This window comes from Sphingopyxis sp. BE259 (assembly GCF_031457495.1).
GTDB lineage: Bacteria > Pseudomonadota > Alphaproteobacteria > Sphingomonadales > Sphingomonadaceae > Sphingopyxis.
In genome coordinates this window covers 1,692,755-1,710,186 of sequence record NZ_JAVDWM010000001.1, presented here as the reverse complement: position 1 = coordinate 1,710,186, position 17,432 = coordinate 1,692,755, and the positions used below count along the sequence as shown (strand labels likewise).

Sequence of the window (17,432 nt, the reverse complement as noted above, 5' to 3'; positions counted from 1 at the left end):
TAGAGGTTGCCAAATCCTTACCGCGGCGCAGTCGTTAACCCCGTTCTTGTGCCATTATGGACGCTATTCCGTTTCGCATCGCAACTTGTTATAGCCGCTTATGCCCGCCGTCCGCCTGCTCCCGCCCGACCGCTTTTTCGACCGCAGCCAATGGGCGGCGATCACCGCCGCATCGCGCTGGCGCGGCATCTGGCTGGTCGCCCATGCGTGGATCGTCAGCATCGCGCTGGTCGGGATCGCGGCATGGTCGCAAAACCCCGCAGCTTGGGCCGTCGCCGTCGTCTTTGTCGGTGGTCGCCAGCTCGGCCTCGCGATCCTGATGCACGACGCCGCGCACGGGCTGCTGCATCCGGTGCGCAAGACCAACAATTTCCTCGGCCAATGGCTGACCGGCGCCGCGGTCGGGTCCGACCTGATCGCCTATCGCACCTATCATCTTCAGCACCACAAATTCACCCAGCAGGCCGAGGATCCCGATCTTTCGCTGTCGAAGCCCTTTCCGACCACGCGCGCCAGCCTCGGCCGCAAGATACTACGCGACCTGACCGGCCAGACCTTTTTCAAACAGCGCATCGCGCAATTCGGCTTCGCGATCGTCGGGCTGAAGGCAATGCTGCGCGGCGAAATGGCTGACAAGGGCCGCGCGAGCACCACCGCCGGAACGCCATTTAACAAGCAGTCCGACGACGGCATGACGTCACCGACGGTCGATCTTGCGGGCGCCATCACGGTGGCGCGCGCGGTCGGCCGGTTCCTGCTTGTCCAGGCGGTGCTCCTCGCCGCCTCTCTCGCGCTCTATGGCTGGACGCCCTATTTGCTCTGGCTCGCCGGACTGGCCACGACCTTTCAGCTATACCTCCGCATCCGCAACATTGCCGAACATGCCTGCACGACGACCGGCAGCGACGATCCCTTCACCCACGCTCGCACCACCCACGCGGGCTGGCTGGCCCGCGCAACGGTAGCGCCATATTGGGTGAATTATCATTCGGAGCACCATCTGTTCATGGGAGTGCCGTGCTACCGGCTGGCCGAAGTGCATGCGATGCTCGGCCGCGCCGGCCGGCATGAATCGATGACCATCGCGCCGGGCTACGCCGCGGTGCTGCGGCAGGTGACCGCCAAGGGTTAGCCGCGGTCCTGCGCAACGAAGCGCGCCCGGGCGCGATCCTTCTCGGTCGTTGCGGGGTCAAAGATCATCCCGTTCATCGCGATATAGACCCCCGACGGCAGCGTCTGTGCCGCCGCCAGTGCAAAGCCGACGTTGAATTCGGCGTCGCTGGCGCGCACCGACGCCGGTTGCATCGCGCCGGTCATCACGATCGTCTTTCCCGCAATCCCCGCCAGCGCCCGGCCGGTGAGGACCATCGTGTCGGTGCCGTGCGTCACCAGAATATGCGCTGCATCGCTCGCCGCCACCGCTGCGCGGATCGCGGCGCGATCGACATCATCCAGTTCCAGGCTGTCCTTGCGCATCAACTGCGTCACCCGGTGCGGGACATGGACATTGTTTTCGCGCAGCAAGTCGGGGATCGCCGCCGGGCCGATCTGAAATTCGGACAGCGCGTCGAAATAGACTTTGTCGATCGTGCCGCCAGTGGTGAATATTTCAATCACGCCAACGCTTCCGCAATCAACCGCCGCGTATTATCGATCCCGAACAGCGCGATAAAGCTGCCCATCCGCGGCCCGGCGCTCGATCCGAGCAGCGTTTCGTAGAGCGCCTTGAACCAATCGCGCAGATTTTCAAAGCCATAGGCCTCGTTCTTGCCGATCTCATACACAATGTTCTGAATGTCATCGGCGCCCGCGTCGGCGGATAGCGCCGCCAGCTTGGCATCGAGCTCGGCCAGCGCCGCCCCTTCGCCGCCCACCGGCTTGCGGCGGCTCAGCGTCGGCGCGACATAGTCGCGGTTATACGCCATCGCATTGTCGATCAGCCGGTCGAGTTCAGGGTAAGTCGCGGCATCGGCACCCTCGACATATTGGCCAAGATAGCGCCAGATCTGGTCCTTCGACGCATCGGCGCCCATCACCCCCACCAGATTGAGCAGCAGCCCGAACGTCACCGGCAATTCGGCCGTGGGAACCGCCTGCCCGCGCGCGACATGGACATGATGCACCGGATTGCCGAGCTGCTTGTCGGCATCCTGCGCCGGATAATTGCCGCGCATCTGCAGATATTCATCGACCGCCTTGGGGATCACCCCGATATGCAGCTGCTTCGCGGCCTTGGGTTCGCGATAGGCAAAGAACGCCAGGCTCTCTTCGCTGCCATAGTCCAGCCATTGCTCGAGGCTCAGACCATTGCCCTTCGACTTCGAGATCTTCTCGCCCTTTTCGTCGAGGAACATCTCGTAAATCAGTCCCTCGGGCTTGCGTCCGCCGAGCGCCTTGGCGATCTTGCCCGACTGGACGCCGCTGTCGGTCAAGTCTTTGCCATACATCTCGTAATCGACGCCGAGCGCGACCCAGCGCATCGCCCAATCGACCTTCCATTGCAGCTTCGCGCCGCCGCCCAGAACGCTGTGCGTGATCATCTGGCCGTCGTCGTCGAACGATACCAGCCCTGCATCGGCATCGACGACGGTCACCGGCACCTGCAACACTACGCCCGATGTCGGGCTGACGGGCAGGATCGGCGAATAGGTCGCGGCACGCTCGGCGCGCAGCGTCGGCAACATGATGTCGAGAATGTCCTGATTGTGGCGCAGGACATTTTTCAGCGCCTCATCGAACGCGCCGTTCTTGTACCGCTCGGTCGAACTGACGAATTCATAGTCAAAGCCAAAACGATCGAGAAACTCGCGCAGCATCGCATTGTTATGATGCGCGAAACTTTCAAACTTCTCGAACGGATCGGGGACGTCGGTCAGCGGCTTGCCGAGATATTCGGTGAGCATCGCATGGTTCGGAACATTGTCGGGCACCTTGCGCAGCCCGTCCATGTCGTCGCTGAACGCCACCAGCCGCGTCGGCGCGCCGGTCATTTCCTCATAGGCGCGGCGAACCATCGTCGTGCGCAGCACTTCGTTGAAGGTGCCGATATGCGGCAGCCCCGACGGACCATAGCCGGTTTCGAACAGCATCGGCGCGCCGCCGGGCTTGCCGTCCGGATAGCGTTTGACCAGCTTGCGCGCTTCCTCGAACGGCCAGGCCTTGGACGTGAGGGCGGCGGCACGAAATTCGGTCACGACAATCTTCCGATATGCAAGCAGTGGGGAACCGCCCTTTCCCGCTTTCGCGCGCTTTTGCAAGCGCACGGTGGCTGAACCGGCCCCTATTCGTGCGCTGCGGGGTCAAGCAGCACGGCAACCGACCCGCGTTTCCGCCCGGTATCGACATAGGCATGCGCCGCCGCAATGGCGTCGAAGCTAAATGTGCCGTCGACCACCGGGCGCAGCACGCCCGAGGCCGCCAGGTCGGCGAGCTGCCGGACATGCTCGGGCTTTTCGCTTGCGGGACCGGCAATGACCCGGCGCCCGCCGCGCCCCGGCGCTCCGATCGTCGCCAGCATATCGGGCACCCCTGCGGCGATCGCCACAAAACGCCCCTTGCGACGCAGCAAAGGCAGCGCCTCGCCGGTCGTCATGCCGCCCGTGGTTTCAAACACGACGTCATAGGCGCCCGGCTGGCCGCGGAAATCAATGGTCGCATAGTCGATCACTGCCGCCGCTCCCAGATCGCGGACCAGATCGGCATTGCGCGCACTGCACACTGCGGTGACCGCGGCGCCGCGGTGGCGCGCGAGTTGGACCAGCGCTGACCCCACCGCGCCCGACGCCCCGACCACCAGCACCCGGTCGCCCGGCGCCACCGCCGCGACCTCCAGAAAATGCAGCGCGGTGCTGCCGCCGAAACACAGCGTCGCCGCCTTGGCAAAGCTGAGGCCATCGGGCTTGCGCGCAATCGGCCCCGTCTCGGCAACACAGCGATATTCGGCGTGGCAGCCCATTGCCCCGCCCGGAAACGCCATCACCGCGTCGCCGGGTCGGTAACGGGTGACGCCAGCCCCCACGGCATCGACGATTCCGGCAAGCTCGGTCCCCAGAATGGGCTGGCGTGGCCCGCGCCAACCAAACAACAATCGCGCGATCAATCCCATGCCGGGCGGAAAACGGGCGGCGCGCAGGCGGCTATCGCCTGAGGTCACCGATGTGGCCACAACTTTCACCCGTACCTCGTTTGCGGCAGGTTCAGGCATCGGCACCTCGCGAAATTCCAGCACCTCGGGCCCGCCGTAGCGGCGGCAGACAACGGCTTGCATCGACAAATCCTGACCTTTGGAGAGGGGGCGGCGCTTTTCTGCACGTTTCGGCGCGAGTCGCCACCCACTGCCATGTACCGGGGCATCACGGCTGCGCCGATTATCGTTACCGGAAAATTTACCATCCAGGGCTTAGCATCACGCCATGAACACACCCCGCATCCCGCAGCCACGCCGCCAGCCCCGCACCCCCGTCGCGATCGAGGTGACGGTCAACGGCGTGCTGAACTTTGTCGAGGGCCAGATTACCGACCTGTCCGAAGGCGGCGCGCGGATCGACGGCGCCAGCATGCCGGCGCGCTCGCGCTGCGAAATCCATTATGGCGGTCAGGTCACTTATGCCGTCGTCATGTGGTCCGAGGTGGACCGCATGGGGGTACGATTCCCTTATGAACTGACCCACGGCCCGCTCTATAACGCCTTGAATCGCGCCCGAAATGCGGTGGCGATCAACCCGGCCCAGATTTTCCTGAACAATCGCACTCCGGTATTTGGCCGCCGCGGGTTGAGCTGAATCATCCACTCCGGCTGGCTCACTATCCCGTCGCCTTTCTGGTAACCCGTGGCTGCGCCGTTCCACGTCGACTTTCGCGAACGAAGCGCGACATTTGAGCTTCAATTTCTTCCTCGCCAAACGATCTTTGCCATCTTTTGCCATCGTATTCGATTACAACAGTGAAAGCGCCAAATTCCCCGATAAACTGCTCAGAATTTATGCCCGGACGCGTGGAATTTCGCTCGCCAAAAAACGCGCACACACCAAAATCTGCACCTGCCGGTATGCCGTACGTCTCTTCGGGCAGCACAGGGTCGCCCTCGACGTTAAGGAATATCGGCAAACTCTGCCCCGTCATATCGGAACGAACAAAGCCGGACATATTGTCGATCAAAGCGCCATGATTACGCCCTTGCAGTTGGAAACCCGTCACCCGAACTGGATCGAAACCGGAGCGCATCATACCCAGCCAATAGACCGGAAATCCTTCCATCTCCCAAAACCACTCCAGCGTTTCCGGATCGGAATGGCGCGCGCTTTGGTGAAATTGCGCAAGAATCTGCGTCCAAAATCGACGCCAAGGAATCATGGATACGAAAATCAGGATTATCGCAGCAAATGCGATAGGCTGATCGACGTTATGGTTCCGAATATGGGGGGGAAGCTCGTCGAGGCCAGCAAGTGTCAGCCATTCGCTAATGTTCGATTTAGCACCTTCAGGTCCAACTGATGCGAAAAAGGCAATTAGGCCCAAGGCAGCCCGAACAATCCAGAGCAGAAATTTTGCCATCACCGCTGACTATCATCGGCTTGGAAGATAGTCACGTTGACTGATCTTGCCGCCGGAATGCGCGCGCTTGCCGCGTTCGCCTTTTGTCCTTAGTTTGGGGCGATGCCTCCGGTCCCCCTTCCCCTGCCCGCGATCCACGCCAGCCATGTCGGCATCTGGATCGCCGACGCGTACGGACGGGTCCAGCGGGTCGGGCGCGGTGAGGCAATTGCGGCGGTTGCAGCGACCCCGCATTTGCTGCTCAATGCGACGCTGACCGGCGATCGGCTCGGCTATCCCGAACTGTCGGGGCTCGACCTGCTCGAACTTTTCGCTTTCCTCTGCCCGGCGCGCTTTGCGGTGCCGACTCCCGCCGGGATCGCCGCCGCGACCGGCCTCGCCCCGCCCAAAGCCGAAGCAGACATCGCCGCTTTTCTGCCGCAAGCGACCGCCGCGATGCTCGCCGGAATCGACAATCCGGCGTGGCCCGAACGCGAGGGCGCGTGGCACGGACTGCAAGCACTGGCGCGCCAGCGCTGGCCGTGGGCGCCCCTCGTCCAACCACGGCTGACGACCCCCGACGCCAATGAACGCTGGCTGTTCGCGCGCCTGCCCGAATGGGAAGAGGCGCCGCCGCGCGCCGCGCCGCGGCAGGTTCGCATCAACCCCGAGGACGTCACCGCGCGTCTCGACCGGCTGACCGGCGACGGCGCCGAACGCCGCCCGGGGCAGCAGGATTATGCCCGCGCCACCGCCGCGATTTTCGAACCGCGCGAGCGCAAGGACGCGCCGCGGATGCTGGTCGCCGAAGCGGGAACCGGGATTGGCAAGACGCTCGGCTATCTCGCCCCCGCCAAACAATGGATCGACCAGTCGGCGGGCAGCGTCTGCATTTCGACCTTCACCAAGGCGCTGCAACGCCAGCTGTCGCGCGAGACCGAGCGGCTGTACCCCGACGCCGCGACGCATCGCGAAAAGGTCGTCGTGCGCAAGGGCCGCGAAAACTACCTCTGCCTGCTCAATCTGGAAGACGCGCTGCAGGGCGGTTTCTCGGGCCGCGCCGCAATCCTGGCGCAGCTGGTCGCCCGCTGGGCCGCCTACACGCGCGACGGCGACATGATCGGCGGCGACCTGCCCGGCTGGCTGCCCGCGCTGTTCCGCCGCAACGGCACCACCGCGCTGACCGACCGGCGCGGCGAGTGCATCTATGCCGGGTGCCCGCACTTCCGCAAATGCTTCATCGAACGCTCGGCGCGCGCCGCGACACAGGCCGACATCATCATCGCCAACCATGCCTTGACGATGGTGCAGGCGGCGCGCCCGCGTGACGGCGGAGCCCCCGCGACACGGCTGATCTTCGACGAGGGTCATCATCTGTGGGACGCCGCCGACTCGATGTTCGCGGCTGCGTTGACGGGCCAAGAAGCGGTGGAAATCCGCCGCTGGGTGCTGGGGCCCGAGGGCAAGTCGCGCGGGCGGCGGCGCGGACTCGCCGCAAGGCTCGCCGACGTCGCCAGCTATGACGAGGCGGGCGAGCGCGCGATTCAGGCGGCGATCACCGCCGCCGCCGAATTGCCCGGCGACGGCTGGCTCGGCCGTTTGTCCGAGAATGATCCATGGGGCGCGATCGAACGCTTGCTCGCCGCGGTGCGTGGACAGGTGTATGCGCGCGCGGTCGACACCCGCACCGCCGATGCGGGCTATGGCCTCGAAACCGAGCTGGCCGATCCCGACGCGGCGCTGGTCACCGCCGCGGCGGCGGCGAGCGACGCGGTCGAGGCGCTGCTGCGCCCGCTGCTGGCGCTGGGCAAGCGGCTCGACGCGCTGGTCGACGATCCGCCCGACTGGCTCGATGGACAAGCGCGGGCGCGCGTCGACGGGGCGCGGCACAGCCTCGGCACACGCATCGACACGCTGGGCGGCTGGCTGTCGCTGCTCGGGCGCGTTGGCGGCCCCGCCAACCCCGATTTTGTCGACTGGCTCGCGATCGACCGCTACGACGGGCGCGAGTTCGACACCGGGTTGCACCGCCACTGGCTCGACCCCGCGCGCCCGATCGCTGAGATCGTCTATCGCCCGGCGCAGGGCGTGCTGGTGACCTCGGCGACCTTGCGCAGCGGGCATGGTGCGAACGGCTGGAGCGAGGCCGACATCCGCACCGGCGCGCGCCACATGGACGGCGGCGTTCAGCATTTCGCCGTCCCCAGCCCGTTCGACTATGCCCGCCAGTCGGAGGTGCTGATCGTCACCGACATCGCGCGCGGCGACCTGCCCGCGCTTGCCGGGGCGTATAGCCGGTTGATCGAAGCATCGGGCGGCGGCGCGCTCGGGCTGTTCAGCGCGATCCGGCGCTTACGCATCGTCCACGCCCGCATCGCCGATCGCCTCGCGCGCGCGGGCCTCCCGCTCTACGCCCAGCATGTCGACCCGCTCGACACCGGCACCCTCGTCGACATCTTCCGCGCCGATCCGCACGCCTCGCTGCTCGGCACCGATGCCTTGCGCGACGGAGTCGATGTCCCGGGCGAATCGCTGCGGCAGGTGATCATGGAGGGGGTGCCTTGGCCGCGCCCGACGATATTGCACGCGGCGCGGCGCGCGGCGCAGGGCGGCAGCGCTTATGACGACATGGTCATTCGCGGCCGCATCGGGCAGGCGTTCGGCCGCCTGATCCGCCGCGCCGACGATTTCGGCCAGTTCGTCATGCTCTCGCCCAGCTTCCCGTCGCGCCTGCTCAGCGCCTTTCCCGAAGGCACCCCGATCCGCCGCCTGCCGCTCGACGAAGCGGTGAATCATGTCGCAGCGGCCAATGTCGAAAGGCGAAAAACCGCCTTTCCAGCCTTTTCACCGTCATAAGTTTGCGGCACAAGGCTGCCGAACGACGGCATAAGCGCGAACGCGCGGGGGAAGATTTTGAAGACTTTGACGATCCTGCGCCACGCCAAATCGGGTTGGGATGTCCAGGTCGAGCGCGATTTCGACCGCCCGATCAACAAGCGCGGCGCGCGCGGCGCCGAAATCATCGGACAATGGCTGAAGCGTCAGAAGCTGCCCATCGACCGCATCATCGCCTCGCCCGCGGTGCGCGTGACCGAAACGCTCGACATCTTCCAGCCCGCCGCGGATCTCGACACCATCGAACCGCATTGGGACCGCCGCATCTATCTCGCGTCCGCCGCGACGCTGATCGACGTCATCCGCGACACTGGCCGTGATGCAGAACATCTGCTGATTTCGGGGCATAATCCGGGGCTGGAAGATCTGATTCTGATGCTCGTGCCCGACACGAGCGGCGACGAATTGCGCGGCGAGGTTGAGGAAAAACTGCCGACGTCGGCGTTGGCCCGGCTCGAGCTCGACATCGCCGACTGGCACGACCTCGACACCGGCATGGCCCGCTTCGCCGCCTTCATCCGCCCCCGCGACCTCGACCCGACGCTGGCGCCCGCGATGGATCACGACTGACAGGTCATCCTCCCTGTCGCGCAGCGATGGGGAGGTGGCAGCGCGAAGCGCTGACGGAGGGGCCATAACGCTCACGTCGCGGCCCCTCCACCATTTGCTTCGCAAACGGTCCCCCTCCCCATCGCTTCGCGACAGGGAGGACCATCTCTCATCGTCATCCCGGATGTGATCCGGGATCCATAGCTGCACCGTCGTCATGGATCCCGGATCAAGTCCGGGATGACGAGGCTGGAAATGACCAGAAGTAGACGTTCCGGTTTCTACAACTTCGTCATTCCCGCGAAAGCGGGAACCTAGGGTGGGGTTAGCCTACGCACGCTCTGGGTCCCCGCTTTCGCGGGGATGACGAATTTGGGGAATAGCAGCTCTCCACCCCAAAGAAGACATTCTCGAACTTATGGTTACGCGATGCCAGTCGCTTCAATCGAGCGCCGCCGCCAATCGCTGGCGTAGCGCGACGAGCGCCGCGACCGGCACCCCGTGCGCCTGCCCCATCGCCCCATTCCCGGTAGCGCGCTGGGCGCGGGCCTCAATGGCTGGTGTTTCAACACCCTTCGCTCCCGTCTCCGACAACGCCTTGCGTGCGCCATCGACGGTGAACCCCTGGACATGCAGCAGATGATGAATCCGCTCGGCCAGCGCGACATCCTCGGCACGGTAATAGCGCCGCCGTCCCGACCGCTGCAGCGGCTTCAACTGCGGAAACCGGGTTTCCCAATAGCGCAGGACGTGCGTCGGAACACCAATCCGCTCTGCCAGCTCACCGATCGCGAGCATCGCCGCCGGCGCCTTGCCGCCGTCCCCGGGCATGTCAGACCCTGCCATGGCAGGCGTCCGGCGGGTTAACCGGCAACGCGCGCACGCATCGTCTGGCTGGCACGAAAGGTCATCACGCGGCGCGGCAGGATCGGCACTTCGATGCCGGTCTTGGGATTGCGCCCGACCCGCTGCGCCTTGTCGCGCAGGACAAAAGTGCCAAAGCCCGAGATTTTGACATTCTGCCCGCCCGCAAGCGCGTCGGACATATGGTCCAGAATCGATTCGACGATCGTCGCCGATTCGTTGCGCGACAAGCCGATCTGCTGGTTGATCTGCGTCGCGATATCGGCTCGCGTAAGCGTTCCTGCGGTCATGATGGTCCCTTCCCCCTCGTGAAGCGAAAATGTTCGAACCGGTCCCGGACAGCCCCCACCGTCACGAGTCCCGTGCCCCTATGTAACAAAAGCGAATTAATCCGCCAAACTGAAACGGATGGAGCGAGAAGTTCATGCGCCGGGGCGATATTACACCCGCAGCACCGCCGCGCCCCAGGTAAAGCCGCCGCCCATCGCCTCCAGCACGACCAGATCGCCGCGCTTGATCCGCCCATCGCGGACCGCGAGGTCGAGCGCCAGCGGCACCGATGCCGCCGACGTGTTGGCGTGCTGATCGACGGTCAGCACGACACGCTCGGCGGGCAGGCCCAGCTTTTTCGCGGTCGCATCGATGATCCGTTTGTTCGCCTGATGCGGCACCACCCAGTCGATCTGGTCGGGCGACAGCCCAACGTCGGCCATCACTTCGCCCAGCACCGACGCCAGGTTGGTGACCGCATGGCGGAATACTTCGCGGCCCTGCATGCGAACATGGCCGACGGTGCCGGTCGTCGACGGCCCGCCGTCGACATACAGCATATCGCAATATTTGCCCTCGGCATGGAGGCGCGTCGCCAAGATACCTTGATCGTCATCGACATCCTTGGCGGACAACACGATGGCCCCCGCCCCGTCGCCGAACAGGACACAGGTCGTGCGATCTTCCCAGTCGAGGATGCGGCTGAAGGTTTCGGACCCGATCACCAGCGCGTGCTTGGCTGCGCCGGTGCGCAGCATCGCGTCGGCAACCGACACCGCATAAAGAAAGCCCGAGCAGACCGCGGCGACGTCGAACGCGATGCAGTCGGGCGCACCAAGGATCGCCTGCACTTTGGTGGCACTGGCCGGAAACGTATTGTCGGGTGTCGCGGTGGCGACGATGATCAGTCCGATGTCCGACGGTTCCAGCCCGGCCGCCGCCAGCGCCTGCTTCGCGGCGTCAGCGCCCAGCGTCGCGGTCGTCTCATCAGGCTCGGCAATATGGCGAAAGCGGATGCCGGTGCGCTCGACGATCCATTCGTCGCTGGTGTCGACGCGTTCCGCGAGTTCGGCGTTCGACACCCGGGTGCGCGGCAGCGCCGATCCGGTCCCAGCCAGAATCGCGCGCAAGGTCATGCCGCGTCGCCGCGGCGGAAATTCGCCAGATCGTCGGTCACCTGCCGCGTAATGTCCTTTTCGATCAGCTCGGCACACAGGTGGACGCAATTCGCGACCCCCTTCGCATCGGCGCTGCCATGACTTTTGAGCACGACGCCATTCAGGCCGAGGAACACCGCGCCATTGTGATTATTGGGGTCGAGATGATGGCGGAGCAACTCGGTCGCGGGGCGCGAGATCAGGAAGCCGATCTTCGAGCGGGTCGAGCTGGTAAACGCCCGGCGCAGCAGGTCGGTGACGAACCGCGCGGTTCCCTCGATCGTCTTCAGCGCGATATTACCCGAAAAACCGTCGTGGACGATCACATCGACCTCGCCGCGCGACAATTTGTCGCCTTCGATAAAGCCCGTAAACTCCATCGGCAACCCCTTGGCCTCGCGCAGCATCGCAGCCGCATCGCGAATTTCGTCGGTGCCCTTCATCTCTTCGGTGCCGATGTTGAGCAGCGCGACGCGTGGGCGCTGCAGCCCCATCGCGGTGCGCGCATAGGCTGCGCCCATCACCGCAAACTGGGTCAGGTTGGTGGCATCGCATTCGGTGTTGGCGCCCAGATCGAGCATGACGACGTCATTGTCGCCCAGCGTCGGCAGCAGTGCCGCGAGCGCGGGCCGGTCGATTCCCGGCATCGTGCGCAGCGCCAGCTTGGCCATCGCCATCAGCGCGCCGGTGTTGCCCGCCGACACGGCGCCGCCGGCATCGCCGCGCTTCACCGCGTCGATCGCCAGCCCCATCGAGGTGCTTTTTGCCTTGCGGATCGCTTGGCTCGGCTTGTCGGACCCCGACACCACGCCATCGGTGTGGATGATGTCCGACGCCGCGCGCAGATTCGGGTGGTTTTCGAGCGCCGCCTTGATCTGCACTTCATCCCCGACAAGGATAAAACGCAGGCCATCGTGCTTGTGGCGCGCCATAGCGGCGCCGGCGAGCATCATCCGCACGCCGACGTCACCGCCCATCGCATCAATCGCGATTCGCGGTGTCAGTGCCATGGGTTTGCGCTCCGGCTAGGGGTCAGGCGCCGACCGACAGCACTTCGCGGCCATTGTAATGGCCACAGGCGTTGCAAAGGTTGTGCGGGCGCTTCAGCTCGCCACAGTTCGGACATTCCTGAAAGGCTTCGACCTTCAGGCTGTCGTGGCTACGGCGCATGCCGCGCTTCGAGGGCGAGGTTTTTCGCTTGGGAACGGCCATTTTATATCCTGCATTCTCAATAGTGTGTCACGAATCGGCTACCCGGATTTGCCACCCCCGTTGCCGGGAATGGCTGGCCCGCCCGCCGCGCGATACTCTGTCCCTGTCCAGTCATGACAGGAAAATCGTCCGCCGAAGGGTGCCTCAACGCCAGAAGGTGTCGGGTGCCGGATCGGGCGGGGCTATAGCGTTTTTGCCCGCAAAGGCAAGCCCTGTGGATGACAATGGCCAAGCAAAAGCGCCGCCCTTGCCGATCGCGTAGCGCGATGTCACACAATGGTCGGCGCCGGGCGACAGCAGCCATGGCCGAATAGGGGGACGCATAATGATAATCTTGCCGATCAGCCTGACGATTGCCGCCGGAGCGGCGCTGCTCAACCTGTGGCTGTCGATCCGCGTCGGCCGCGTCCGCACCAAGGAAAAGATCTTCGTCGGCGACGGCGGCAGCGAGTTGGTGACCCGCCGCATGCGCGCGCACAGCAATTTCGTTGAAAACACCGCGTTTGTCCTGATCCTGCTTGCGCTCGTCGAGCTTGGCCTGGGGTCGTCGATGTGGCTGTGGGGGATTGGCGCGCTGTATCTGGTCGGGCGTATCCTGCACGCGATCGGCATGGACGGCATGATGTGGGGGCGCATGGCCGGCACGATCATCACCATGCTGACCCAACTTGGTCTGGCGCTTGGCGCGCTGGCGATCGTCTATCTGACGCCGGTGAGTGTCACGACGACTGCGATCGAGGAAACGACGGTGGTGGCGCCGAAGTAACTCCTGCACATCGTCATTGCGAGCGTAGCGAAGCAATCCAGGGCGTGACAAGCCGCTCTGGATTGCTTCGCTACGCTCGCAATGACGACGGAGTTTAGCCCGCCACCCCCAACGCAACATCCCCGACAAACGGGTTGGTCCGCCGCTCATGCGCGAAATTGCTGTGGGCGCCGTGGCCAGGCAAGAACGTCGTATCGCCGCCCAGCGGCCACAGTTTCTGCGTGATCGAATCGAGCAATTGCTGATGATTGCCGCGCGGAAAGTCAGTGCGGCCGATCGATCCCTGGAAAATCACGTCGCCGACGATCGCCAGTTTCGACGGCGCGTGGTGGAACACGACATGCCCCGGCGTGTGGCCGGGACAATGGATGACATCGATGGTCAGGTTGCCGACGGTCACCGTGTCGCCATCGACCAGCCAGCGATCGGGCTCGAACACCTCGCCGACCATGCCGAACCGCGCGCCGTCCTCGGCGAATTGTTCGATCCAGAACCGGTCGTCCTCGTGCGGCCCCTCGATCGGCACGCCCAGTTCTTTCGCCAGCATCCCCGCCTGCCCGCAATGGTCCATATGGCCGTGGGTGACGAGGATCTTTTCAACCTCGACCCCGGTCTGACGCACCGCGTCCTTCAGCTTGGGCAGGTCGCCGCCGGGATCGACCAGCGCCGCCTTATTGGTCGCGGTGCACCACAAAAGCGTGCAATTCTGCTGGAAAGCGGTGACCGGCACGATCGCTGCGCGCATCGGAGGGTTGGGAGCGTTCATGCCCGGTGATGTGGGGAAAAGCGGCGCAAATGGCAAGCGTCGGAGCAGCTAACGACCAGTAGCGGACGTGCGCCGTTTTTTCACTTCGTCATTCCCGCGAAAGCGGGAACCCAGGGCGTGCGTCGGCTGATCCCACACTGGGTTCCCGCTTTCGCGGGAATGACGAGAGTGGGAAACGTCTGCTTCCCACCCCAAAGCCGCGGATCAGCGCAGCGTCATCGTGTCGCCTTCGACATTCACAGCCGCCAGCCGCGACAAATAGCTTTGCCCGAGCAGCGACACCCCCATGTCGGCGTCGATCACCGCGGCCTCGACCCCGCGCACTTCGATCCCCTCGATGTCGATGCTGTCGAGCATGACCATGCGCGTCGGGACGTCGCCTCCTGCGGTGCGGGCGGTGCCGGTGACCGGCAGGCGATCGACGTCGATACCAATGGCTTCGGCATCGCGCCGGGTCAGCGCGACGATCGACGCGCCGCTATCGACCATCACGCGAATGTTGGTGCCGTCGATGTCGGCATCGGCGTAGAAATGCGAATCGCTCGATCGGGCGAGCAGCGCCTCACCCGGCGAGCCCGAATTTCCCGCTACTTCGGCCGCGGCCAAAGACCGGTCCTTACGCAGCTTGTGCGTCGTCCAATTGTCGTGATTGCCTGAAATGGCGGCGCTTGTTTCAACGGCATCGCTCGGCGCGGACCGGCTGGCGAGCCCCGCCATGCCGATCGATGCGACCGCGATGACCGCGGCCAAGCCAAGGAAACGCCCGAACATGCTGCGTCTTTTCGCAGCATAGAGTTGGGGATTGGTTAAGCGGGCGGCGGCTCGATAAACGCCCGCCACGTCGGCGCCTCGCCGCGAATGCTATAGGTGATCCGCGCGCAGGCGTAGGGCCGCCCGACACCATTGTCGGCCTCGGCCATAGTGACCGGCCACGGCCCGCTGCCGTTGCCGCCTGCCGCCCAACAGACCAGCGCCTCGGCCTCCTGCCCAGCTTCGATCGCGGCGCGTTCGTCGATGCTCAGCGACGAAGGCGCGCTCCAGCCCAGGATCGAACGATGCATCACGTCTTTGGAAAACAATATATTGCGAAATGACCCTTTGTCGTCACCCAGCAGTGCGGCGACGCGCGCGCGGTCGGCGGCGGCCAGCCATCGCCCGCCCAGCAACGGCGCCCAGCGGGCTTCATCGCCCGAGCGTAGCGCGGCGGCCAATTCGTCCGCGGCAGCGGCAAAACGCGGCGTCCACGCCGAATCGGACGCCAGAGGCACGAGCCGCGCGAGCCGGACGGGCGCCTCATCTTCGGCGGTCAGCAGCGGCGTGGGCGCGCCACTTTCGGCCCCGAAAGCTGGTGCGGCGAGTGCGGCGACCAGCGCCGACGAAATCAGAAACCTACGCATCAGCGGATCATAGCAGGAAACGCCGTGGCTGTCAGGCGTCGGTCGGCACCAGTGCGCCGCGCATCCACGGCGGCGCGGCGGCGGGGTCTAGGCTCTCGACGCGGCGATGCTCGACCGAACAGCCGAGGTCCGGATAGGCGATCACCTGCCGCTTGTCGTCGGCATCAATGATGGGGACGACGACCAGCCGCCGGTTGACCTTTTGCCGCCAGTTCATCCGCGCGGTGTTTTCCTGCCCGACATAGCAACCCTTGGTGAAGCTGACCCCATTGAGTTCGGCGGCATTGCATTCGAGCCACAAGGTCGTGCCGTCGCCGAGTTCGGCGCGGCCCTCGGTGACGCCGAGCGCCAGCCGGTGCGCGCGCCACGCATCATCGGCGCCCGCGTCGCCCTCTGCAGGTGCCAGCCAGCGTCGACCAAGGTCGGACAGGCGCGGGTCAGCGACGCCAGCATCGCCATCCTTGGCCCAATGGACGCACAGATCGGGCTCATGCTCGATCGCGATCGCTCGGCGCAATCGATACAGCGTCAGCCGTTTGGCCAGATCGCCTGCGGCATCGCGCTCGCAATCGATCAACACATCATTGCCATCAGCCCAAAGCAGGAAATCGAACAGCGCCTTGCCCTGCGCGCTGAGCAGCGCCGCCCACACCGGCAGATCCCCGGACGTGTCGTTGGTGACCAGCCCTTGCAGAAAGCCGCGGACATCGTCCCCCGACAAGCGAATGAGGGCGCGGTTGATGAGAGTGGTATTGGCCATGGCCCGACAATAGGGCCGTCGGTCGATGACTTAAAGCCCCTCCCGCTTGCGGGAGGGGTTGGGGTGGGCAGCTACATCCGCTAAGCGCGCAACGGACTCGCCCACCCCCGACCCCTCCCGCAAGCGGGAGGGGGGAGACAGAGATGACCGACCGCCTGACGATCCGCCGCCCCGACGACTGGCACGTCCATCTGCGCGACGGCGCGATGCTGACCCATGTCGCGCGCTTTACCGCGCGGCAATTCGCCCGCGCGATTGTCATGCCGAACCTGTCGCCGCCGGTGACGACCGCCGAGGAAGGCCGCGCGTATCGCGACCGGATCAACGCCGCAGCCCCCGCCGATCTCGACTTCACGCCGCTGATCGTCGCCTATCTGACCGACGCCTCCGACCCCGAAGAGATCGCGCGCGGCCATGCCGAGGGGGTGTTCACCGCCGCCAAACTCTATCCCGCCCACGCCACCACCGGCAGCGCGCACGGTGTCACCGACGTCGCCAACATCATGGGCGTGCTCGAACGGATGCAGGCCATCGGCATGCCGCTGCTGATCCACGGCGAGGTTACCGACCATGACGTCGACATCTTCGACCGCGAGGCGGTGTTTATCGAACGCACTCTGGAACCGCTCGTCCGCGCCCTGCCCGACCTCAAGATCGTGTTCGAACATATCACGACCGCGGAGGCAGCGCAGTTCGTCGCGGGCGCCCCAGATAATGTAGCGGCGACGATCACGCCGCAGCATCTGCATATCAACCGGAACGCGATGCTCGTCGGCGGCATCCGGCCCCACGCCTATTGCCTGCCGGTCGCCAAGCGCGAGCATCACCGCCTGGCGGTGCGCGCCGCCGCGACCTCTGGCTCGCCCAAATTCTTCCTCGGCACCGACAGCGCCCCGCATGCGGTCCACACCAAGGAGGCGTCGTGCGGCTGCGCGGGCATCTTCAATGCGCCTTTCGCGCTGGAAAGCTACATCACCGCCTTCGATGAAGACGGCGCGCTGGACAAATTCGAAGGCTTCGCGAGCGAACATGGCCCGCACTTCTACGGCCTGCCGCTCAATGACGGCACGGTCACGCTGGAACGCAGCGACGTCGTTGTGCCGGACAAGGTCGGCGAGGTCGTCCCGTTTCACGCAGGCGAAACGCTGGGCTGGCGGCTGATCTGACCTACGCTGGCGGCACCCCTTCTTCCTTCGTCACCCCGGACTTGATCCCGGGTCCACGCAACCACCTTGGTCATGGATGCCGGATCAAGTCCGGCATG

Annotated in this window: 19 protein-coding genes; 6 read left to right on the top strand and 13 right to left on the bottom strand. The window is 65.1% G+C overall.

Translation table 11 applies throughout. The features are described from left to right. The first annotated feature begins 100 nt into the window (after window positions 1-100). Window positions 101-1,132, top strand: a complete 1,032-nt coding sequence (locus tag J2X44_RS08370; protein WP_310089051.1) for a fatty acid desaturase family protein — start codon at window positions 101-103, stop codon at window positions 1,130-1,132. On the opposite strand, the gene J2X44_RS08365 is transcribed toward J2X44_RS08370, so the two are convergent. The 3 genes from J2X44_RS08365 to J2X44_RS08355 form a co-directional block, all read right to left on the bottom strand. Next, the gene (locus J2X44_RS08365) at window positions 1,129-1,617 is read right to left on the bottom strand and encodes an asparaginase domain-containing protein (protein ID WP_310089050.1); all 489 of its coding nucleotides are present in this window, start codon (window positions 1,615-1,617) and stop codon (window positions 1,129-1,131) included. The two genes, J2X44_RS08370 and J2X44_RS08365, sit on opposite strands and share 4 nt — an antisense overlap. Continuing rightward, window positions 1,614-3,194 (bottom strand): lysine--tRNA ligase, encoded by a 1,581-nt coding sequence (locus J2X44_RS08360; protein ID WP_405053351.1) that lies wholly within the window; start codon window positions 3,192-3,194, stop codon window positions 1,614-1,616. The genes J2X44_RS08365 and J2X44_RS08360 overlap by 4 nt, the downstream gene beginning before the upstream one ends. Window positions 3,195-3,280: 86 nt before the next feature. Beyond that, the gene (locus J2X44_RS08355; protein ID WP_310089049.1) at window positions 3,281-4,267 is read right to left on the bottom strand and encodes an NAD(P)-dependent alcohol dehydrogenase; all 987 of its coding nucleotides are present in this window, start codon (window positions 4,265-4,267) and stop codon (window positions 3,281-3,283) included. A gap of 145 nt (window positions 4,268-4,412) precedes the next feature. Here J2X44_RS08355 and J2X44_RS08350 point away from each other — a divergent pair, with 145 nt between their 5' ends. Beyond that, window positions 4,413-4,781, top strand: a complete 369-nt coding sequence (locus J2X44_RS08350; RefSeq protein WP_310089048.1) for a PilZ domain-containing protein — start codon at window positions 4,413-4,415, stop codon at window positions 4,779-4,781. Window positions 4,782-4,803: 22 nt separating this feature from the next. On the opposite strand, the gene J2X44_RS08345 is transcribed toward J2X44_RS08350, so the two are convergent. Beyond that, complete coding sequence (locus J2X44_RS08345) at window positions 4,804-5,553, bottom strand: hypothetical protein (protein ID WP_310089047.1); 750 nt, start codon at window positions 5,551-5,553, stop codon at window positions 4,804-4,806. 102 nt (window positions 5,554-5,655) lie between these two features. Between J2X44_RS08345 and J2X44_RS08340 the strand changes: the two genes are divergently transcribed. Together J2X44_RS08340 and J2X44_RS08335 are read left to right on the top strand one after the other, a co-directional pair. Further along, on the top strand, window positions 5,656-8,388 hold the full coding sequence (locus J2X44_RS08340) for an ATP-dependent DNA helicase (RefSeq protein ID WP_310089046.1): 2,733 nt from the start codon (window positions 5,656-5,658) through the stop codon (window positions 8,386-8,388). A gap of 57 nt (window positions 8,389-8,445) precedes the next feature. Continuing rightward, window positions 8,446-8,997 (top strand): histidine phosphatase family protein, encoded by a 552-nt coding sequence (locus J2X44_RS08335; protein ID WP_310089045.1) that lies wholly within the window; start codon window positions 8,446-8,448, stop codon window positions 8,995-8,997. Between the two features lie 420 nt (window positions 8,998-9,417). Here the strand turns inward: J2X44_RS08335 and J2X44_RS08330 are convergent, their stop codons facing one another. The 5 genes from J2X44_RS08330 to rpmF all read right to left on the bottom strand — a co-directional run bounded on the left by J2X44_RS08330 (window position 9,418) and on the right by rpmF (window position 12,479). Continuing rightward, window positions 9,418-9,822, bottom strand: a complete 405-nt coding sequence (locus J2X44_RS08330; protein WP_310089044.1) for a MerR family transcriptional regulator — start codon at window positions 9,820-9,822, stop codon at window positions 9,418-9,420. A gap of 17 nt (window positions 9,823-9,839) precedes the next feature. After that, complete coding sequence (locus J2X44_RS08325) at window positions 9,840-10,130, bottom strand: integration host factor subunit alpha (RefSeq protein ID WP_310089043.1); 291 nt, start codon at window positions 10,128-10,130, stop codon at window positions 9,840-9,842. Window positions 10,131-10,280: 150 nt separating this feature from the next. Then, the gene (locus J2X44_RS08320; protein ID WP_310089042.1) at window positions 10,281-11,246 is read right to left on the bottom strand and encodes a beta-ketoacyl-ACP synthase III; all 966 of its coding nucleotides are present in this window, start codon (window positions 11,244-11,246) and stop codon (window positions 10,281-10,283) included. Continuing rightward, window positions 11,243-12,277: a phosphate acyltransferase PlsX gene (plsX, locus tag J2X44_RS08315; RefSeq protein WP_310089041.1), complete on the bottom strand. Its 1,035-nt coding sequence runs from the start codon at window positions 12,275-12,277 to the stop codon at window positions 11,243-11,245. The genes J2X44_RS08320 and plsX overlap by 4 nt, the downstream gene beginning before the upstream one ends. Before the next feature lie 22 nt (window positions 12,278-12,299). Further along, window positions 12,300-12,479, bottom strand: coding sequence for a 50S ribosomal protein L32 (rpmF, locus tag J2X44_RS08310; protein ID WP_137752963.1), 180 nt, complete (start codon window positions 12,477-12,479; stop codon window positions 12,300-12,302). Between the two features lie 325 nt (window positions 12,480-12,804). Between rpmF and J2X44_RS08305 the strand changes: the two genes are divergently transcribed. Further along, window positions 12,805-13,245, top strand: a complete 441-nt coding sequence (locus J2X44_RS08305; protein ID WP_310089040.1) for an MAPEG family protein — start codon at window positions 12,805-12,807, stop codon at window positions 13,243-13,245. Window positions 13,246-13,339: 94 nt separating this feature from the next. Here the strand turns inward: J2X44_RS08305 and J2X44_RS08300 are convergent, their stop codons facing one another. From J2X44_RS08300 to J2X44_RS08285, 4 genes are all read right to left on the bottom strand, one after another. Then, window positions 13,340-14,011: an MBL fold metallo-hydrolase gene (locus tag J2X44_RS08300; RefSeq protein WP_310089039.1), complete on the bottom strand. Its 672-nt coding sequence runs from the start codon at window positions 14,009-14,011 to the stop codon at window positions 13,340-13,342. A gap of 204 nt (window positions 14,012-14,215) precedes the next feature. After that, window positions 14,216-14,782, bottom strand: a complete 567-nt coding sequence (locus J2X44_RS08295) for a TIGR02281 family clan AA aspartic protease (RefSeq protein WP_310089038.1) — start codon at window positions 14,780-14,782, stop codon at window positions 14,216-14,218. A gap of 35 nt (window positions 14,783-14,817) precedes the next feature. After that, window positions 14,818-15,408: a hypothetical protein gene (locus J2X44_RS08290; protein ID WP_310089037.1), complete on the bottom strand. Its 591-nt coding sequence runs from the start codon at window positions 15,406-15,408 to the stop codon at window positions 14,818-14,820. A gap of 31 nt (window positions 15,409-15,439) precedes the next feature. Beyond that, entirely contained in the window at window positions 15,440-16,168 is a 729-nt protein-coding gene (locus tag J2X44_RS08285; RefSeq protein WP_310089036.1) for a folate-binding protein, read from the bottom strand. A gap of 143 nt (window positions 16,169-16,311) precedes the next feature. Between J2X44_RS08285 and pyrC the strand changes: the two genes are divergently transcribed. After that, a complete protein-coding gene (pyrC, locus tag J2X44_RS08280) occupies window positions 16,312-17,334 on the top strand; it encodes a dihydroorotase (RefSeq protein ID WP_310089035.1) in 1,023 nt (340 codons plus the stop codon). The last annotated feature ends 98 nt before the right edge of the window (window positions 17,335-17,432 follow it).